18 protein-coding genes are annotated in these 18,614 nt (G+C 67.6%); 8 read left to right on the top strand and 10 right to left on the bottom strand.

The genetic code is table 11. From position 1 onward, the window contains the following. The first annotated feature begins 221 nt into the window (after positions 1-221). Positions 222-1,424, top strand: coding sequence for an acetyl-CoA C-acyltransferase (locus ACZ5XO_RS13850; protein WP_464162976.1), 1,203 nt, complete (start codon positions 222-224; stop codon positions 1,422-1,424). On the opposite strand, the gene ACZ5XO_RS13855 is transcribed toward ACZ5XO_RS13850, so the two are convergent. Continuing rightward, positions 1,418-2,125 (bottom strand): helix-turn-helix transcriptional regulator, encoded by a 708-nt coding sequence (locus tag ACZ5XO_RS13855; protein WP_464162978.1) that lies wholly within the window; start codon positions 2,123-2,125, stop codon positions 1,418-1,420. The genes ACZ5XO_RS13850 and ACZ5XO_RS13855 overlap by 7 nt on opposite strands. Positions 2,126-2,236: 111 nt before the next feature. On the opposite strand from ACZ5XO_RS13855, the gene ACZ5XO_RS13860 reads away from it, so the two are divergent. Next, positions 2,237-2,848: a glutathione S-transferase family protein gene (locus ACZ5XO_RS13860; protein ID WP_464162979.1), complete on the top strand. Its 612-nt coding sequence runs from the start codon at positions 2,237-2,239 to the stop codon at positions 2,846-2,848. A 15-nt stretch (positions 2,849-2,863) separates the two neighbouring features. Here ACZ5XO_RS13860 and ACZ5XO_RS13865 read toward each other — a convergent pair whose 3' ends face one another. Genes ACZ5XO_RS13865 through otsB form a run of 3 tightly spaced genes read right to left on the bottom strand, consistent with a single transcriptional unit; the run spans position 2,864 to position 6,815 of the window. Beyond that, the gene (locus ACZ5XO_RS13865; RefSeq protein ID WP_464162981.1) at positions 2,864-4,270 is read right to left on the bottom strand and encodes an alpha,alpha-trehalose-phosphate synthase (UDP-forming); all 1,407 of its coding nucleotides are present in this window, start codon (positions 4,268-4,270) and stop codon (positions 2,864-2,866) included. Further along, the gene (locus tag ACZ5XO_RS13870; protein WP_464162982.1) at positions 4,267-6,054 is read right to left on the bottom strand and encodes a glycoside hydrolase family 15 protein; all 1,788 of its coding nucleotides are present in this window, start codon (positions 6,052-6,054) and stop codon (positions 4,267-4,269) included. Before ACZ5XO_RS13870 ends, ACZ5XO_RS13865 begins: the two co-directional genes overlap by 4 nt. After that, positions 6,051-6,815 carry a trehalose-phosphatase gene (gene otsB, locus ACZ5XO_RS13875; protein WP_464162984.1) on the bottom strand — a complete coding sequence of 255 codons (765 nt, stop codon included), beginning with the start codon at positions 6,813-6,815 and terminating at the stop codon, positions 6,051-6,053. The genes ACZ5XO_RS13870 and otsB overlap by 4 nt, the downstream gene beginning before the upstream one ends. Before the next feature lie 183 nt (positions 6,816-6,998). On the opposite strand from otsB, the gene ACZ5XO_RS13880 reads away from it, so the two are divergent. The 3 genes from ACZ5XO_RS13880 to ACZ5XO_RS13890 are packed head-to-tail and all read left to right on the top strand — an operon-like array spanning position 6,999 to position 10,441. After that, complete coding sequence (locus tag ACZ5XO_RS13880; RefSeq protein ID WP_464162986.1) at positions 6,999-7,991, top strand: KpsF/GutQ family sugar-phosphate isomerase; 993 nt, start codon at positions 6,999-7,001, stop codon at positions 7,989-7,991. Next, a complete protein-coding gene (locus tag ACZ5XO_RS13885) occupies positions 7,991-9,265 on the top strand; it encodes a glycosyltransferase family 4 protein (RefSeq protein ID WP_464162988.1) in 1,275 nt (424 codons plus the stop codon). The genes ACZ5XO_RS13880 and ACZ5XO_RS13885 overlap by 1 nt, the downstream gene beginning before the upstream one ends. 30 nt (positions 9,266-9,295) lie before the next feature. After that, positions 9,296-10,441: a polysaccharide biosynthesis/export family protein gene (locus ACZ5XO_RS13890; protein ID WP_464162990.1), complete on the top strand. Its 1,146-nt coding sequence runs from the start codon at positions 9,296-9,298 to the stop codon at positions 10,439-10,441. Between the two features lie 34 nt (positions 10,442-10,475). On the opposite strand, the gene ACZ5XO_RS13895 is transcribed toward ACZ5XO_RS13890, so the two are convergent. The 6 genes from ACZ5XO_RS13895 to rpmH all read right to left on the bottom strand — a co-directional run bounded on the left by ACZ5XO_RS13895 (position 10,476) and on the right by rpmH (position 15,195). Then, a complete protein-coding gene (locus ACZ5XO_RS13895) occupies positions 10,476-11,465 on the bottom strand; it encodes an LLM class flavin-dependent oxidoreductase (protein ID WP_464162992.1) in 990 nt (329 codons plus the stop codon). A gap of 60 nt (positions 11,466-11,525) precedes the next feature. Continuing rightward, complete coding sequence (locus tag ACZ5XO_RS13900) at positions 11,526-12,032, bottom strand: DUF3617 domain-containing protein (RefSeq protein WP_464162993.1); 507 nt, start codon at positions 12,030-12,032, stop codon at positions 11,526-11,528. A gap of 72 nt (positions 12,033-12,104) precedes the next feature. Then, positions 12,105-12,776 carry a ribosome biogenesis GTP-binding protein YihA/YsxC gene (gene yihA, locus ACZ5XO_RS13905; protein WP_464162994.1) on the bottom strand — a complete coding sequence of 224 codons (672 nt, stop codon included), beginning with the start codon at positions 12,774-12,776 and terminating at the stop codon, positions 12,105-12,107. A gap of 4 nt (positions 12,777-12,780) precedes the next feature. Next, complete coding sequence (gene yidC, locus ACZ5XO_RS13910; protein WP_464162995.1) at positions 12,781-14,580, bottom strand: membrane protein insertase YidC; 1,800 nt, start codon at positions 14,578-14,580, stop codon at positions 12,781-12,783. Between the two features lie 18 nt (positions 14,581-14,598). Then, positions 14,599-15,027: a ribonuclease P protein component gene (gene rnpA, locus ACZ5XO_RS13915; RefSeq protein ID WP_464162996.1), complete on the bottom strand. Its 429-nt coding sequence runs from the start codon at positions 15,025-15,027 to the stop codon at positions 14,599-14,601. 33 nt (positions 15,028-15,060) lie between these two features. Then, a complete protein-coding gene (gene rpmH / locus ACZ5XO_RS13920) occupies positions 15,061-15,195 on the bottom strand; it encodes a 50S ribosomal protein L34 (RefSeq protein ID WP_003164000.1) in 135 nt (44 codons plus the stop codon). A 167-nt stretch (positions 15,196-15,362) separates the two neighbouring features. Here rpmH and ACZ5XO_RS13925 point away from each other — a divergent pair, with 167 nt between their 5' ends. From ACZ5XO_RS13925 to ACZ5XO_RS13935, 3 genes are all read left to right on the top strand, one after another. Beyond that, positions 15,363-16,091: a TVP38/TMEM64 family protein gene (locus tag ACZ5XO_RS13925; RefSeq protein ID WP_464162997.1), complete on the top strand. Its 729-nt coding sequence runs from the start codon at positions 15,363-15,365 to the stop codon at positions 16,089-16,091. Continuing rightward, positions 16,088-17,584: a sensor histidine kinase gene (locus ACZ5XO_RS13930; RefSeq protein WP_464162998.1), complete on the top strand. Its 1,497-nt coding sequence runs from the start codon at positions 16,088-16,090 to the stop codon at positions 17,582-17,584. The genes ACZ5XO_RS13925 and ACZ5XO_RS13930 overlap by 4 nt, the downstream gene beginning before the upstream one ends. Positions 17,585-17,649: 65 nt before the next feature. Next, entirely contained in the window at positions 17,650-18,537 is an 888-nt protein-coding gene (locus ACZ5XO_RS13935) for a hypothetical protein (protein ID WP_464162999.1), read from the top strand. The last annotated feature ends 77 nt before the right edge of the window (positions 18,538-18,614 follow it).

Here is an 18,614-nt window from a genome sequence, read left to right on the forward strand (position 1 = left end):
GGGCCTACCGCGCTTCGCGCTGCTTGAGGCCGAGACGCGCTTAAATGATCTGGACGCGGCGCCTTCCTGCTTGAGGCCCGCGTTCACTTCATCAGAAGGCGCCTTGCGTTGACGTGACGTGAGGCGCCTATCCTCTCTTCGTTAGGCAGGAAACGCGCTCAAGCAGCGAGCGACCCCGTCGCGAGCGATAGCGCCCTTGAAACAAAGAAGGAGCATCGTAGATGCGTGAAGCCGTCATCGTCTCCACCGCCCGCACCCCGATCGGCCGGGCCTATCGCGGGGCCTTCAACGACACCCAGGCCCAACAACTGGGCGCCCACGCCGTCAGGCACGCGGTGGCCCGCGCCGGCGTCGATCCGGCCGAGATCGAGGACGTCGTCATGGGCGCGGCCCTGCAACAAGGCTCGACCGGCACGAACGTGGCGCGCCAGGTAGCCCTGGCGGCGGGCCTCCCCTCCTCGGTCCCCGGCATGAGCCTGGATCGCCAGTGCGCCTCGGGCCTGATGGGCATAGCCACGGCGGCCAAGCAGGTGGTCTTCGACAACCAGAAGATGGCGGTCGGCGGCGGACTGGAGAGCATCTCCCTGGTCCAGAACCAGCACATGAACCTGTACCGGATGAAGGACGAGGCCCTGCTGAAGCTTTCGCCCCACATCTACATGTCGATGCTGGAGACCGCCGAGGTCGTGGCCCGCCGCTACAACATCAGCCGCGACGCCCAGGACGAATACGCCCTGCAATCGCAGCAGCGTACGGCTGCGGCGCAAGCCGAGGGCCGCTTCGACGCCGAGATCGTGCCGATGACCACCAATATGCTGGTCGTGGACAAGGCGACCGGCGAGACCTCGTCGAAAGAGGTGACCCTGTCGAAAGACGAGGGCAACCGCCCCGACACCACGCTGGAAGGTCTGCAATCGCTGAAGCCCGTCTTCGGCGGGGGCGAGGAAATCCAGCAGGGCGAGTTCATCACCGCCGGCAATGCGTCGCAGCTGTCGGACGGCGCCTCGGCCTGCGTGGTCATGGAGGCGGGTGAGGCGGTGAAGCGCGGCCTGCAGCCGCTCGGCGCCTATCGCGGCATGGCGGTGGCCGGCTGCGAGCCTGACGAAATGGGCATCGGCCCCGTCTTCGCCGTGCCCAAGCTGCTGAAGCGGCACGGCCTGACCATGGACGACATCGGCATCTGGGAGCTGAACGAGGCCTTCGCGGTGCAGGTCCTCTATTGCCGCGACACCCTCGGCATTCCTAATGACCGGCTGAACGTCTCGGGCGGCGCGGTGTCCATCGGCCACCCCTACGGCATGTCGGGCGCGCGGATGACCGGCCACGTCCTGATCGAGGGCAAGCGACGCGGCGCCAAGTACGGCGTCGTCACCATGTGCATCGGCGGCGGCATGGGCGCCGCAGGTCTGTTCGAAATCTACTGAGGTCCGCACTCGGCGGCCCGCCGCGCCTCCATCGCTGCGAACCAGCGCTGGCGCAGGACGGCGGGTCGGCCGGGATAGCGGTCGTCCAGAAACTCGGCGTCGACCACGCGGTCGGCGCGGAAGCTGCGGAAGTCCTCGCGCGTCTCGCACCAGGCCAGCAGCAGGCGCGCCCGCTCGTGATAGCCGATCAGGAAGGGCCAGATGATCCGCGTCGTCTCGCGTCCCTGCTCATCGGCGTAAAAGAGCCGCAGCTTGCGACCGGCGTGAATCCAGGCCCGCACCTGGGCGAGGTCCACCGTCTCGATCTTCTGATCCCACGGCGGGGGCGTGGCCACAGAGGGCTCCAGCACCACCGGCCGCAGACGCTCCGGCACGATGGCGGCGATCTTGGCCGTCAGGTCGCGGGCCGCCTTCGCCAGAGCCGGATCGCCGCGCGCCGCCACCCACTGAGCCCCCAGCACCGCCGCCTCGATCTCGTCCGAGGTCAGCATCAGCGGCGGCAGATCGAAGCCGCCGTCCAGCACATAGCCCAGCCCCGCCTCGCCCCGGATCGGCACCCGCTGGCCCAGAAGCGCGGCGATGTCGCGATAGATGGTGCGTTTGGAGGTCTCCAGCTCGGCCGCGATGGCGTCGGCCGTCACTGGACGCGAGGCCCGGCGCAGCACCTGGATGATCTGGAACAGTCGGTCGGCGCGTCTCATGTCCCCACCCTGACCGAACACTGCTGACAGCATGGTGGCAGCAAGGTGTCAGTAGTCAAGACGGACCGCCGCCGACGCTCCGTCGCGGCCCGATATCTGGGAGGACTATCGATGCTGACCCTGTTCCACGCCCCCTGGTCCCGTTCATCGCGCCTGGTCTGGCTGGTCGAGGAACTGGGGGCCGACTGCCACATCCAGTATTGCGACATCCGCCGCATGGACGGCGCCGGCGCCGCCGATCCGAAGAATCCCCATCCCGACGGCAAGGTCCCTGCCCTGCTGCACGACGGCGCCCTGATCACGGAATCGGCGGCGGTCGCCCTCTATCTGACCGGCCTGCACCCCGAAGCCGGTCTGGGCTTTCCCCCGGACTCGCCGCAGCGTGGGCTGCTGCTGACGTGGATGTTCTGGGCCTCCGGCGAGTTGGAGCCGTCCCTGTGGAACAAGATCACCGGCGCGGTCGAGGCCGACGCCTACGCCAAGGCCCGCTACGACGCCGCCGTCACCCGGCTGCTGGAGGCCCTGTGGGAAGGCCCCTGGCTGATGGGCGACCGCTTCACCGTGGCCGACGTCCTGATCGGCAGCACCGTGGCGTGGGCGCGCGAGCACCTGCCGGAAAGCCCGCTTCTGGACGCCTATGTCGAGCGGTTGGCCGCACGCCCCGCCCACGCGCGCGCCATCGCCCGGGACGGGACGCCCCCGCAGTTCGCACAAGCCAGCTAGATCAGCCTGCCGGCGTCAGTCCGCGACGATGTCGTCATCGGCGCGGACGGCGACCTTCCGCAGCGCCCCGACATAGCTGTCGCGCCAGACGCCGACGTCGGTGTCGCGCACCACCTGCATCAAGGCCTCCCATTTTCGGATGCGCTCCTTCAGCGGCATGGTCAGGGCCTTCTTGATGGCTTCGGACAGCTCTTCGCGGCTGAAGGGATTGACCAGCAGGGCCTCGCCCATCTGCTCGGCGGCGCCGGCGAAACGCGACAGGATCAGCACACCGGGATCCTCCGGGTTCTGGGCCGCGACATATTCCTTGGCCACCAGGTTCATGCCGTCGCGCAGGGGCGTGACCAGTCCCACCTTGGCCGCGCGATAGAGACCCGCCAGTTGGTCTCGGCGGAAGGTGCGGTTCAGATAGCGGATCGGCTGCCAGTCCATGTCGGCATAGGCGCCGTTGATGCGCCCGGCCAGGGCGTCCAGCCGCCCGCGAATGTCCTGGTAGGTATCCACGTCGTCGCGAGAGATCGGCGTGACCTGCAACAGGAAGACCTCGCCGCGCATGAAGGGGTTGTCTTCAAGGAACTGTTCGAAGCCCAGCAGCCGCTGCTCCAGCCCCTTGGAATAGTCCAGCCGATCCACGCCGACGATCATCGACCGAAACGCCGCCGAGGCCGCCATCCGGTCATAGGTCTTGCCGCCCAGCACCGAGTCGCGCGCGGCCAGGAAGCCTTCCACGTCGATGCCGATAGGGAAGACTCCGCCCTGGACCCGACGTCCGAAGGCCTCGATCACATGATCGGACGACACCCGCCCCCGCGCCTCGACCTCGACGTAGCGTTCGAACAGGCCCAGCCATTCCTCGGTGTGGAAGCCGATCAGGTCGAAATAGAACATCGACTCCACCAGCCGCCGATGATGCGGCAGGGTCACCAGCAGCTGCCGCGCCGGCCAGGGCGTGTGCAGGAAGAAGCCGATCTTGTTCGTCACCCCCAGGCGGCGCAGGTCCCGCGCCATCGGGATCATGTGATAGTCGTGGATCCAGATGATGTCGTCGGGCTGGATCAGCGGCTGCAGCACCTCGGCGAAGCGACGGTTGGTGCGCTCATAGCCCTCGCCGTAGGACCGCTCATAGGCGGTCAGGTCGACCCGGTGATGGAACAGGGGCCACAGGGTCTTGTTGGCGTAGCCGTTGTAATATTCATCGACGTCCTGCGGCTCCAGATCGACGGTGGCGACGGTGACGCCGGCCCGGTCCTCGATGTTCAGTTCGCCTGTGAACTGTTCAATGGTTTCGCCGGACCAGCCGAACCACAGACCGTCGTATTTGCGCAGCGCCGCCGACAGGGCCATGGCCAGACCGCCCGCCGATCCTGCAGCCGGATCCTTCGGGGCCGAAACGCGGTTCGAGACAACGATCAGGCGGCTCATCGGGCGTCCGTCCACGAACGACTGAGCAGAACCGCGCAGTTGATGATCCCGACCAGGGAATAGGTCTGCGGGTAATTGCCCCACAACTCGCCGTCCTGAAGCGCGATGTCCTCGCTGAGCAGGCCCGCATGGGTGCGACGGCTCAGCATCTCGTCGAAGATGGCTCGCGCCTCCTCGGTGCGGCCATTCAGGTGCAGGGCCTCGATGAACCAGAAGGTGCAGAAGTTGAACGCCGTCTCCGGCTCGCCGAAGTCGTCGGGGTGGATATAGCGGAACAGATAGGGGCCGCGCTTCAGGTCCCGCTCAACGGCCTCGAAGGTCTTGACCTGACGCGGGTCGCGGGCGTCGAGGAAGCCCAGGTCGGTCATCTGCAACAGGGAGGCGTCCAGCTCGGTCCCGCCGAAACTGGCGGCGAAGCGGCCCTCGTCGGGCAGATAGGCCTCGGCCTCGATCCGCGCCCGGATCAGACGCGCCCGTTCGTCCCACAGCTCGCCGCGCTCGGCCAGACCCAGATGCCGCGCCGCCTTGGCCAGCCGGTCGCAGGCGGCCCAGCACATGACGGAGGAATAGGTATGGACCCGTGCGATGGTGCGGAACTCCCACAGACCGGCGTCTGTCTGGTCGTGCATGGAGAAGGCGCGGTCGCCGACCTTTTCCAAGGCATGGAAGTCATCGACCGTGCCGGGTCGCAGCATCCGCTCGTCAAAGAAGGCCTGAACCAGGGGCAGGACGATCTGGCCATAGACGTCGTGCTGGAGATGCTCATGCGCCTGATTGCCGACGCGCACCGGCTTCATGCCGCGATAGCCCTCGACGCTGTCGACCACCCTCTCGCCGATGTCCGCCTCCAGCCCCACGCCATAGACCGGCTGGACGTGGCCTCCCTGAGCGTCGTCCACCAGATTGCGCAGATAGCCGAGGTAGTTCTCCAGGATGTCCACCGCGCCCAGCCGGTTCAGCGCCCGCACCGTGTAGTAGGCGTCGCGCACCCAGCAGAAACGATAGTCCCAGTTGCGCCCGCTCTCGGGGAACTCGGGCACAGAGGTGGTCATGGCGGCGACAATGGCTCCCGTCTCCTCATAGACGCAGAGCTTCAGGGTGATGGCGGCGCGGATCACCGCCTCCTGCCAGTCGAGCGGCACATAGAGGGTCCGGGTCCACAGCTTCCAGTGCTGGATGGTCTGGTCCAGGGCCGCCGACACCCCCGCCATGACGGACTGGTCGTAGCCCTCGTCCGGGCCGAGGAAGAAGGCCAGTTCGCCCTCCAGCCGGAAGGTCCGCTCGTTCTGGACATGGGTGACCGGACAGTTGGTGGTCAGGCGCAGGGTCACGTCCGTGCAAAGGTAGCGGATATGGTTGGAGCCCGAAGTCTGTTCGGCCCGACGCGCGCCCCAATCCGCCGAGGGCCGCAGCCGCACCGTGATGCGCGGCGCGCCCGACAGGGGCCGCACCACGCGGGCGAAGGCGATCGGACGGTAAATGCGCGAATGCTTCAGATGGCGGGGCGCGAAGTCGAGGATCTCGATCGCCGCACCGCGCTCGTCGGTCATGACCGTGCGCAGGACGGCGGTGTTGCGCACATAGGCCTGCTCGATGGCGACCGTGTCGGCCAGTTCAATGGCCCAGAAGCCGTGTTCGGGATCATCGCCGTCCATCAGGGCGGAGAAGACCGGGTCGCCGTCGATACGCGGAGCGCAGGCCCAGACGAAGCGACCCGACCGGTCGATCAGGGCGCTGACCGAGCAGTTGCCGATCGGGGCAAGGTCGAGGTTGGGGCGGCTCATGCGGCGCCTCCTTCAATCTGGTCCAGCCAATCGAGCACGGCGGAGACGTCCTCCAGCCGATAGCGGGCCGCCGTCGGTCGCTCGGCTCCCACCAGGACGCCGAACCCGCCCAGGGCCTCTGCCGCCTCGAAGCCGTGCTCGTCGGTCAGGTCGTCGCCGACCATGATCGGAACCGCGCCGGTGAACGGCGCCTCGGCCATGAAGGCGGTCAGGGCCGCGCCCTTGTCCGTGCCGGGCGTCTTCAGCTCCAGCACCATGGACCCGGGCTGCAGGGCCAGTCCGGTCTCCTGCGCCAACGCAGCCGCGAGAGCCAGGGCCTCGGCCGAAACCTCGGGCGCCTGGCGGTAATGCAGGCCCGCCGCCAGGGTCTTGTCCTCAACGATGACGCCCGGTCGTCCGGACGCGAAGCTGTCGAAAGCGGCCACGGCTTTCCGCACCGCCGGATCGGGGGCGCGATTAGCCAGGGAACCGTCGCCGCGCCGTCTTTGCAGGCCATGCACGCCCGAGGCCGCCCGCGCCGCGCCGTCGCTGATGCGATCGATCTCGCTGAGCGTGCGTCCGCTGACGATGGCGACACGCCCGTCCAGCCGTTGCGTCAGTCGTCTCAGCACCTCGGTCCGGCGCGCATCCGGCCCCACCGCGTCCGGCGTCGGCGCCAGCGGCGCCAGCACGCCGTCCAGATCAAGGAAGAAGGCGGGCTTTTGAAGGACGGCGGGCGGTTCGGGCAGACGTGGGGCGATGGCCCCGGATGCAGACAGCATAAGGTCCAGGCTCGTTTCTTGGCTGTTGTCGAGACTGCTGACAACGCACAGGCGCCTGGATGGTTGTCCCTTGAGGTGACATTTCCGCCGCACCCCCGCCATTGTGCGAACCCTTCATATGGGGCAATTCGCGGTGCGCCATGAAGAACCGCTGCAGCGGTCCGGCGTTCAGGAGCCCAGACCATGCCCAATACGCTTCATTCCTCGCCCGAACAGATCGCGGCCATGACGGACCGCGCGCGCGAGGTCGTGCGTCTGAACGTCCAGGCCCTGGAGGCGCTGGAGCGCTCCATCGACGTGTCCATCGCGCGCGCCTGCGACATCATCCTGTCGCGCCCGGGCTATCTGGTCGTCACCGGCATGGGCAAGTCCGGCCACATCGGCGGCAAGATCGCCGCCACCCTGGCCTCGACCGGCACCAACTCCTTCTTCGTCCACCCGGCGGAGATGAGCCACGGCGACCTGGGCATGCTGCGCCCGGACACCACGCTTCTGGCCATCTCCAACTCGGGCGAGAGCCGCGAACTGCGCGACCCCCTGCTCTATTGCCAGCGCAACGACATTCCGGTCATCGGCATCACCCAGCGCGCCGGCAGCTTCCTGGGCCGTCACTCGGCCGTCAGCCTGACCATGCCCAAGGTGGCCGAGGCCTGTCCCAACGGCCTGGCGCCGACCACCTCGACCCTGATGACCCTGGCCATCGGCGACGCCCTGGCCATGGTGCTGATGGATCGTCGCGGCTTCACCCGGGAGGACTTCGGCCTGCACCACCCCGGCGGCGCCCTGGGCATGAGCCTGCAGAGCGTGCGCGAATGGATGGGCGACAACGCCGCCGTTCCGGCCGGCGTGCCCCTGGACGCCGACTTCAGGGCGGTGGTTTCCGCCGTTTCCGCCGGGCGCAAGGGCGCTGTCGCGGTTCTGCACGCAGACGGAAGCCTGGCGGGGATCATCACGGACGGCGACATCCGGCGCGCCTTCGCCCATGACATCTCGACCATTCGCGCTGAAGACATGATGAGCCGCAGCCCGATCACGGTCGAACCCGACGCGCGGATGAGCGACGTCGTCGATCTGCTCAGCACCAACAAGATCGCCAATCTGTTCGTGGTGGAGGACGATCGTCCGGTCGCCATCATCCACATCGCGGAACTGATGCAGGCCGGCTACGTCTCCTGATGTCCCGTGACATCCTCTTCGACGCCAGCCGCCTGCTGAGCCGTACGGACCGCAGCGCGCCGACCGGCGTGGACCGCGTCTGCCTGGCCTATGCCGAATGGCTGGCCGCGCATCCCGTCTACCGCATGGTGCCGGTTCGCTCCCGTCACGACCAGCTGGCGGCGGTGGATCCCCACTGGTTCCGTGACTGCATGGTCGAGTTGCGCAATCGCTGGAACGGCGGCGGCTCCAGCCGCGACCTCAACGAGAGCGAGCAACGCCTGTTCGCCGCCCTGGAAGCGCCCCTGCCCACGGCCTCGGTCATCGGCGAGGCGCCGGACCCCGACGCCCCCAGGAAGACTCGCAAGAAGGCCCGCGTCTGGAAACAGTATTTCCGCTCGCGCCGGGTCGCGGCGCCGCCCCCGGCGCGGCTTTACTTCAACGTCGGCCACACCAGCCTGAACACGCCCGAAATCCTGACCAGCCTCGCGAGCCAGGGCATCGAACGGGTCGTCATGCTGCACGATCTGATCCCCATCACCCACCCGGAGTTCTGCCGCCCGGGCGACGGCGGAAAACACAGACGGCGGGTTCTGACGACCCTGACGCACGCCTCGCGCATCGTCGTCAATTCCCAGTACACCGCCGATGAACTGCTGGCCTTCGCGGATCGCGAAAAGCTCGCCGCCCCTCCTGTGGAGGTCGCCCATCTGGGTCTGGAGCCCATCTTCCTGAAATCCCAGGCCGCCGCGCATCGACGTCCCTATTTCGTGCATGTCGGCACGATCGAGGCGCGCAAGAACCTGGCCTTCCTGCTGACGATCTGGCGGCGCCTGCAGGAGCGCATGGGCGATCAGGCCCCCAGCCTGGTTCTGATCGGACGCTACGGCTGGGAAAACGAAGCCGTCCTGGACCACCTCCAGCGCTCGCCCAATCTGCAGGGTCTGGTCCACCAGGCCGAGAACCTGCCGGATACGGCTCTGGCGAACCTGATGCGCGGCGCACAGGCCGTGCTGGCGCCCTCTTCGGTGGAGGGCTTCGACCTGCCGGCGGTCGAGGCCTGCGCCATGGGAATACCCTTGATCGCTTCCGACATACCGCCACATCGGGAACTGGTGCCCCAGGCCCTTCTGATCGATCCTCTGGACGGCCTGGGATGGCTGAACGCCCTCGAGGCGGCGACCCGACAGCGCCCGATCGCTCCCGCCTACAGCCCGCCTACATGGCCGGCTCATTTCCAACGGATTGAGGATCGTCTCCTCCAGCCTCTGGCGGCGCCCGGCTCAGCCGGGTAAGCATTGGCCTGAAATCGAAGCAGAGCTGCAATGACCCGTACCGCCGCCAGTCTGATGATCGTCGCCCTCCTCGCCGGCTGCTCGACCCTGCCGCGGGACGGCCCGTCCGGTCGAGGCGTGGTGCAACGCGCCACCTCGGCCGAGCAACAGGGCGATTACGCCCTGGTCGATCTGGACTTCGCCCTGAGCGAACGCCTCAAGGCCGCCCCGCCTCGTTCCTTCAGCACCCTGGCGCTCGCCTCCAGTGAAGCCCCGACCGACATCATCGGCATCGGCGACACCCTGTCCGTCAGCATCTTCGAAGCCGGCGGCGGGCTGTTCGGCGCCGGCGGTGCAGCCGGCGCGCCCAGCGCCCCGCAGACCCTGCCCCCTCTGGTGGTGGACCGGAACGGCGCGGTGCCGATCCCCTTCGCGGGCTCGGTGTCCGTGCAGGGCCAGACGCCCGCCCAGGCGGCCGCAGCCGTCCGCAGGGCGTTGAGCGGTAAGGCCGCCAATCCCCAGGTGATCGTCACCCTGGCAGGCAATGCCTCCAACGCCGTGACCGTCCTGGGCGAGGTGCGGACCCCCGGTCGTCAGGCCCTTTCGCCCAATCAGGACCGCATCCTGGACGTCATCGCCGCCGCCGGCGGTTCCTCGCGTTCCGTGCATGACGTCAGCGTCCGCATTCAGCGCGCCGGCCAGACCTATTCCGCCCCCATGTCCGTCGTGACGACGACCTTCAACGAAAATGTCCGCTTGCAGCGTGGCGATCAGGTCAATCTTGTCTATCAGCCCCGCCGGTTCAGTTCCTTCGGCGCCTTCAACGCCGTCGCGCGGACGGACCTGCCGCCCGGCCCGCTGACCCTGGCCGAAGCCCTCAGCGGCGTCGGCGGCCTGGATTCGAACCTGGCCGACGCCAAATCGGTTCTGGTCTTCCGGTTCGAGCGCCCCGAAGTGGCTCAGGCTCTGGGCATCCAGCAAGCTCCCACGCCGCGCGGCGTGCCTGTCGTCTATCGGCTGAACCTGAACGAAGGTTCCGGCTTCTTTATCGCCAGCAACTTCCAGATCGAGCCCGACGACATCATCTACGCCCCGCGCGCGGGTGCGGCGGAAGCTCGCAAATTCTTCGAATTCGTCCAGAGCGTGACCCGCGTCATCTATGACGTCTCCGTCACCAGCGCGATCAACGTCGACTAGGTTGCGGCGGGCTCGTCGAGCCCGCCGCCCGAGCTCAGATTTGCCCTGAGGCTTCCGCCAGCAAGCGGATCGAGCGCACCCGTGCGGCGGGATCCCAGATCTGGCTGGTGACCATCAGTTCGTCGGCGCCGGTCCTGGCGATGAAGGCGTCCATGGTCGCGCGCACCGTCTCGGGCGAGCCGACGGCGGAACAGGCCAGGGCGGCGTCGATCATGCCGCGCGCCGCGCCGTCGAGGTTTTCGTAATAGCCTTCGACCGGGGCCGGCAGCTTGCCGGGACGGCCCGTCCTCAGGTTGACGAAGGCCTGCTGGACCGAGGTGAACAGCAGACGCGCCGCCGCGTCCGTTTCGGCGGCGAAGACGTTGTAACCCAGCATGGCGTAGGGCTTGTCCAGATGCTCGGAGGGCCGGAAGCTCTGACGATAAACGTCCAGCGCCCGCATCATCTCCCCGGGGGCGAAATGGCTGGCGAAGGCGTAAGGCAGGCCCAGATGGGCCGCCAGCTGCGCCCCATAGGTCGAGGAGCCCAGGATCCAGATCGGCACGGCTTGACCTTCGCCGGGATTGGCGATGATGCGCTGATCGGGGCTCGCCGGGGCGAACCACTGCATCAGCTCCATCACATCCTGGGGGAAGGCGTCGACGTCGCCCTGTAGCGTGCGGCGCAGCGCCCGCGCCGTGGCCTGATCCGAACCCGGCGCGCGGCCCAGACCCAGGTCGATGCGGCCAGGATGCAGGGCGTTCAGGGTGCCGAACTGCTCGGCGATGACCAGGGGCGCATGATTGGGCAGCATGACGCCGCCGGCGCCGACACGAATGGTCTTGGTCGCCGCCGCCACCGCGCCGATAACGACCGAGGTCGCGGCGCTGGCGATGCCGGGCATGTTGTGGTGCTCGGCCAGCCAGAAGCGCTTGTAGCCGAAACGCTCGGCGTGACGGGCCAAATCCAGCGTGTTGGCCAGAGACTGCGAGACATCCGAGCCTTCCGGCACCGGGGCGAGGTCGAGAATGGAAAGCGGGATCATCCGACCGATATGGGGCCGCTTTTCAGCGGCGCCATACCGGCCGAAACGATAGCGCCGTTCTTAGGCGGCGGGGCAGTCGCCGATGCGCTCGGCGGTCATGGTGACCTTGGTCTGGGCCATCTGCGGCGTCGGCGCCGGGTTCAGCTTCGTGGTTACCTCAGTGACGTAACGGCTGTTGAAATCGCCGGTCACGCGAATGGTCGAGTCCATCTTCATGTCGCCCGGCAGGGTGCAGGAGGTCGCGGCCACCATGGCGTCGCCCTGGCGAGCGAAGGCCTGGGTGGTGCAGTCCGCGCCGGGCTGCTGCGTATTCGCCGGCGGCTCCAGCTTGGCCTCGGTGACGCAGACCTCTTGCGGCGGAATGGCGGCGCCGCCGGGAGCCCCCTCCATGGCGGTCGTGACGCGCCACAGACCGGGCCGGGGCGCGTCCAGCGCGGCCTCGACCGAACCGGGGACGTTCTTCGCCCCCTCGCCCGCAGGCGCTTCGGTCTTGCTGTCGTTGTTTCCGCAGGCCGACAGGCCCAGCAGGCAGGCGACGGCCACGCCGCCGATGATGACTGAACGCATGGAGCGCTCCCCTCTCGTTGAAACCGAGGGGTCAACGCCGCTCAAGCGTCGCGGTTCACCCACGCGCCACGTTTAAGTCAGGTCGACGCCCGTGGTGCGCATGATCTCGGCGCGCAGTTCGGGGATGCCGAAGCCCTTTTCGGACGAGGTGACCAGAACCGCCGGATAGGCGGCGGGGCGCTTGGCGATGGCCTTCAGCGTCGCTGCCTGAACCTTCTCGGCCTCGCCCTTCTTCAACTTGTCGGCCTTGGTCAGGACGATCTGATAGCTGACGGCGGCCAGATCGAGGGCGTCCAGAGCCTCGTCGTCGACCTTCTTGAGGCCGTGACGGGCGTCGATCAGCAGATAGACCCGCTTCAGCGTCACCCGGCCGCGCAGATAGTCCCGACCCAGGTCCTGGAACTTCTTGACCGTGGTCTTGGACGCCTTGGCCCAGCCGTAACCGGGCAGGTCGACCAGACGCATCCGGCCGTCCAGGTCGAAGAAGTTCACCTCGCGCGTGCGGCCCGGCTCGTTCGAGGCGCGCGCCAGCTTGTGCATGCCGACCAGGGCGTTGATCAGGCTGGACTTGCCGACGTTCGAGCGTCCCGCGAACGAGATCTCCGGCAGGTCGGGATCGGGCAGTTGCTCGATCTTGGCGCAGCCCAGCACGAAGGTGGCCTGACGCGCGAACAGCACGCGGGCCGCCTCGATCTCGGCGTCCGAATATTCTCCGACCTTGGGCTCGTCCGACGAATAATCCAACCGATCAGGCCTTCTTGAAGCGGGCGAAGAAGGTGTCGATCGGGTTCTCGGCCTTGAAGCGGTGCATGATGACGTACTGCTGCGCGATCGAGAGGATGTTGTTCCAGGCCCAGTAGATCAGCAGGCCGGCCGCGAACGGAGCCATGATGAAGGTGAAGATGAAGGGCAGGAAGGCGAAGATCTGACGCTGCATCGGATCCTGGGCCGGCGGGTTCATAGACTGCTGCAGCCACATGGTCAGACCATAGACGATCGGCAGAACGCCGAGGTGCAGCGGGCCGTTCAGGATGCTGCCCAGCAGCGGCAGGGTGGCCGGGTCCCACGGAACGGCGCCGAACAGGTTCCAGATCGTCGACGGGTCGCGCGCCGACAGGTCGCGGATCCAGCCGAAGAAGGGCGCGTGGCGCATTTCGATGGTGACGAACAGCACCTTGTACAGGGCGTAGAAGACCGGGATCTGCACCAGGATGGGCAGGCAGCCCGCCAAGGGGTTGATCTTCTCCCGCTGATACAGGGCCATCGTCTCCTGCTGCTGCTTCTGCGGATCCGAACCGAACTTCTTCTTGATCTCCTCCATCTTGGGCTGGAGGGTCCGCATCTTGGACAGGCTCTCGTAGGACTTGTTGGCCAGCGGGAACATGATCAGCTTGACCACGACGGTCAGGGCCAGGATGGCCAGACCGAAGTTGCCCAGGACGCCGTAGAAGAATTCCACGACCATGAAGATCGGGCGCGTCAGGAACCAGAACATGCCCCAGTCGATGGCGTAGACGAAGCGCGGCAGGTCCTGGCTCTTTTCATAGCCGGCCAGAATCTCGTTGCGCTTGGCGCCGGCGAACAGACGCTGGGTCTCCTCGATCTGACGTCCCGGCTGGATGGTGCGCGTCGCGCCCAGCATGGCGGCTTCGTGGACGTTCAGCCCGGTGGCGTCGCGGACGGCGAAGCGACCCTCGATGGTTTCCTTCTGGTCCGGGATGAGCGCGGCCATCCAGTACTTGTCGGTGATGCCCAGCCAGCCGCCGGTCGACTGGTTCTCGATGCGCGGCTTCTTGGCCCAGTCCTTGTACTTGACCTGTTCGGTCGTGAACTTGCCGTCGGAGCCGAAGACCCCGATGGCGCCTTCGTGCAGGATCATCTGCTTGCCCAGATCGGCCGGCACGCCCTGACGCTCGACGCGGCCATAAGGGGCGATGGTGATCGGTTGGCCGCTCAGGTTGGCGACGGTGTCGGTGACGGTGAAGAGGTACTGGGCGTCAATGGCGATGACGCGCGTGAAGCGCAGGCCGGCGCCGTTGTCCCAGGTCAGCTCGACCGGGGTGGTCGGCGTCAGGGTCGCGCCCTTGGTCAGGCTCCAGGGCGTATTCGGGCCGGGGACTCCGCCGGGGACGTTGGGGCCGCTCCAGCCGAACTGGGCGAAGTAGGCGTGCTCCATGCCCTGGGGACGGAACAGTTCAACCGGGGGCGAATTCCTGTCCAGGGTTTCCTTGTAGTCGGTCAGGTACAGGTCATCGATGCGCGCGCCCTGCAGCGACAGCGAACCCTTCAGCTTGGGCGTCTGGATCGGCACGCGGGCCGCCGTGCCCAGGGCCTGGGCGCGGTCAGCCACGAAGGCGGTCGGCGCGGCGGAGCCCGGCGTCAGACCAGCGTCGGTCGCCGTGGCGGCCTGCTGCTCGGCGGCGGCGACCTGCTGCTGCTGACGGCGCATCTCGGCCTGCGGGCGCATCACCATGAAGTAGTACACGCCCATGATCAGGGCTGCGCATACGAAGAAGATGATGGTGTTGCGCGAATTCTCGTTCTGCATCGGGGTCAGCGGTCCTGGTCAGCGAGGCTGGGCGGCGGGGCGCGAATCGTCAGAGGCGCGGGCGGGCGATTTCGCCTCGTCTCCCATATCGGGAGCCGCGCGCGGGGTTGCGAGCCTTGTAAGGGCCGATTTCACATCGTCAAGCAGACGGTCCCAATCGCGGTCCGCCGTGCCCATGCGGGCGATGAACACATAGTCGCAGCCAGGGCGCCCGTGCAGGGGCGCCAGAAGCCGCGCGGCCTCGCGCAGGCGGCGTTTGCAGCGGTTGCGCACCACGGCGCCGCCCACCTTGCGCGTGGCGGTGAATCCCAGGCCGATGGCGGGATTGCCGTCGCGTCGGTCCAGTTGCTGGATCACCACGGCGCCGCGGGCCTGAGAAATGCCTTTGGCGGCCGCCAGAAACTGGGGCCGCCGTGTCAGGCGATCGATTTTCATCGGATCGGTCATGCGCCCGCCCTGAAGGGTAATGGGCGCGTGACGTCAGGCCGTCAGGCGCTTACGGCCTTTGGCGCGGCGACGCGCGACAATCTTTTGACCGTTCTTGGTGGCCATCCGCGAACGGAAGCCGTGACGGCGCTTGCGCACGAGTCGCGACGGCTGATAGGTCCGCTTCACGTTCGGCTCCAGGGCTACAAGGTTGCACAACGGACAACAGTCATCCGCTGCAGGAGGCGGGCGTATAAGCGGCGACGACGGACGAGTCAACGCCGACAAGCGATCTGAAACCCGTAACGCCCCTGAAACCGCTAGAGAAGCTGGACCGCGTCGGTTACGGAGCAGGAATGAACCGGGTCAAACGATTTCTGCCCCTCGCCGTCCTGCTGGCGGCGATCGCCCTGATCTTCGGCATGGGCTGGAACCGCTACCTGTCGCTGGACCCCCTGCGCGAGCACGGCGCGGCGTTCCAGGCCCTGGCGGACGAGCATTACATCCTGACCCTGCTGGCCCTGATGCTGGTCTTCGCCCTGCTGACCGCCAGCGTGGTGCCGGGCGTGGTCTTCATCACGGTGACGGCCGGCTACCTGTTCGGCCCCTGGGTCGGGGGCGTGGCCACGGCCTTCGCCGCCACCATCGGCGCCCTGGCTGTCTATTATGTCGGACGCACCGCTTTGGGCGAATCCCTGCGCCGTCGCGCGGCCCAGGACACGGGCCTGCTGAAGAAGGTCTGCGAGGGGGTGGACAGGAACACCTTCTGGTATGTCCTGGTGGCCCGCCTGGTGGTTTCGGTGCCCTTTCACCTGATCAATGTAGCGGCGGGCGTCATGGCGGCCCCCCTACGGCCCTATATGATCGCCACCTTCATCGGCCTGCTGCCCGCCCACATCATCTACTGCTGGATCGGCGCCGGGCTGAACGACATTCTGGTGGATGATCCCAATCCGAACCTGCAGAGCCTGTTCGCCGAATTCATGTGGCCGTTGCTGGGCGTGGCCTTCCTGTCGATGCTGCTGCCCCTCGCGCTCAAATTAGTGCAGAAATGGCGCGCTCGGCACGGCATGGACGCCGCATGACGGAACGGAACGCGATCGAGACTCGACTGCCCCCGCGCCCCCGCGAAGAGACGGGCCTGACCGCGCGCCTCGCGGATGTGCGCCTGCCTGACGTCTGGCGCGAGCGCCTGACGCCCCGCGCGCCAGACGGCCTGTCCAGCCGCCTCCTGCTGCTGACTGTGGCCTTCACCCTGGCGGTCGCCGCCCTGATCATCGTGCCCAGCGCCGCCTCCTTCCAGGAGCGGTGGCTGATGGATCGATTGCAGGCCGCCGAACTGGCCTCGGTGGGCGTCGAGGCCCTGCCCTATTCCGCCGTCGAGGATTCCACCGCTGAACAGCTGCTGAGCATCGGCGGGGTCCAGTCCGTGGTCGTCGGCGAGCAGGGCGTGCGCCGCCTGCTGCTGCAGGCCCCCAACCTGCCCCGCGCGCCCGAACTGATCGACCTGCGCCAGCGCAATGTCGGCGCCCGACTGCTGGACCCGTGGAAGACCTTGTTCGGCCACCCCGACCGCTCTTTGCGGGTGCAGGCCAAGCCGCGCTATCGCTCGGGCGACTTCATCGAGATCCTGGCGCCCGCCCAGCCGCTGAAGACCGAGCTGAAGAGCTTCCTGCTGAACAGCCTGACCATGTCCCTGCTGATCGCCGTGGTCGCGGGCGGACTGCTCTACGCCTCCCTCTCCTTCCTGGTCCTGCAGCCCCTTCGCCGGGTGACGCGATCCATCGAGCGCTTCGCCGCTGATCCGGAAAGCGCCGGCGAGACGCCCTCGGACCGCAAGGACGAGATCGGCCGGGTCGAACGCGAACTGGCCCGGATGCAGGAAGAGGTGCGCCAGTCCCTGCGCTCCCGCGCCCGTCTGGTGGCCCTGGGCGAGGCGGTGGCCAAGATCAACCACGACCTGCGCAACATGCTGACCTCGGCCCAAATGGCGTCCGAGCGCCTGTCCAGCTCGTCCGACCCCCTGGTGGCCAAGGCCCTGCCCCGACTGGAACGCGCCCTGGGCCGCGCCGCCGCCCTGGCGCGCAACGTGCTGGAATACGGCAAGTCCGAAGAGGCCGCGCCGCAATTGCAAAAAATGCTGCTGGCCCGCGTCGTCTCTGTCGCCGCCGAGGACGCGGGACTGGAAGACGATGGCGTGCGCCTGATCCGCGATCTGCCCGCCCGCCTGACCGTCAGCGCCGACAGCGACCAACTTCATCGCATTCTGGTGAACCTGATGCGCAACGCCCGTCAGGCCATCGAAAGCGATCCGGCGCGCGACCGGAAGGGCCGCATCACCGTCCGCGCCGAGGCCCGCGACGGCCTCATCATGCTGCGCGTCACGGACGACGGCCCCGGCATCCCCGAGCGGTTGGCCGGACGGTTGTTCGAGCCCTTCGTCAGCGGCCGCGCGTCCGAGGGCACAGGTCTGGGCCTGACCATATCGCGCGAACTGGCCGCCAATCACGGCGGCGAGTTGCGCCTGCTGGACACCGGTCCCGAGGGGACGACCTTCGAGCTGCGCCTGCCCGCCTGACCGCTTGCCGCCCAGGGCGGACGGCGCCACCCTGGCTGAACATCGATACGACAGGATGAACGCCCATGCTGCTCGCAGCCCTGATGCTCGTTCTGGTCAGCGGCCAGGCCGTCCCGGCGGAAGACGTCTGCGCGAGCCCCCTGCTCTCCGAACGCCTGGCGGCCTCATCCAGCCGCGAAGGCGCCGCCGTCCTGATCCGCTATAGCCGCGGCGGCGACGCCCAGGCCCTGGCATGCGCCGCAGTCCTGGCGACAAAGCATCAGACGGACGCCTCCTGGATGGAGCAACGCGATTTCAAGGCGGCGCGCGCCGCCATCGCCCTTCGACAGGATGATCCCGCCGCCGCCATCGCCCTTCTGGAACCCATGGTCGGCTTCCTGCATCACACGGTAGGCATCCCCGCCGACTTCCACGCCCTGCTGTCAGAGGCCTATGACAGGGTCGGTCGCTATGACGAGGCGGAAGGCCAGCGCCGCATGGCCCTGGCCGTCATGACCGACGAACCGCCCTTCGCGCTTTCAACCGAGGAAATTCACGACCTCACCGCCCGCGATCCGTCCTTCGGCCTGCTGCCGGTCAGTCCGCCGAATCCCGATCAGGTCTTCCTCGACACGGGGTCGATCCGCGTCGAAGGGCCGGTGCGCCGGTACGACACCATCCTGTTGCTGGCGCAGGATGACAACAGCGCCGCCGCCGTCCGGGTGCAACGCCGCATCGACTGCCAGACCCGGCGCGGCGAGGTGCTCAAGGTCATTCGCCTGCGCGCCAATGGCGAGGTGCTGGAAGAAACCATCCCTGAGGATCAACGCGAGGACTTCAACGCCGTCATCAGCCACCGGCAGCGGACGATCTGCCTCGCCGACCCCGGAGCCGAGGCCGCCGAGGCTGACATGATCGCCGCCCTGACCCTGTTCAGGACCCGGGCGGCGTCGAGCGGCTCGGGCCAGGATTGATGCAGCCGTATGCCCGGCGCAGGCGTTGGTTTACATCTGACCTGAAAACGCCAAGCTTCGCCCCGCCTCTTCCAGGC

The sequence above is a fragment of the Brevundimonas sp. T2-11 genome (genome assembly GCF_055397675.1).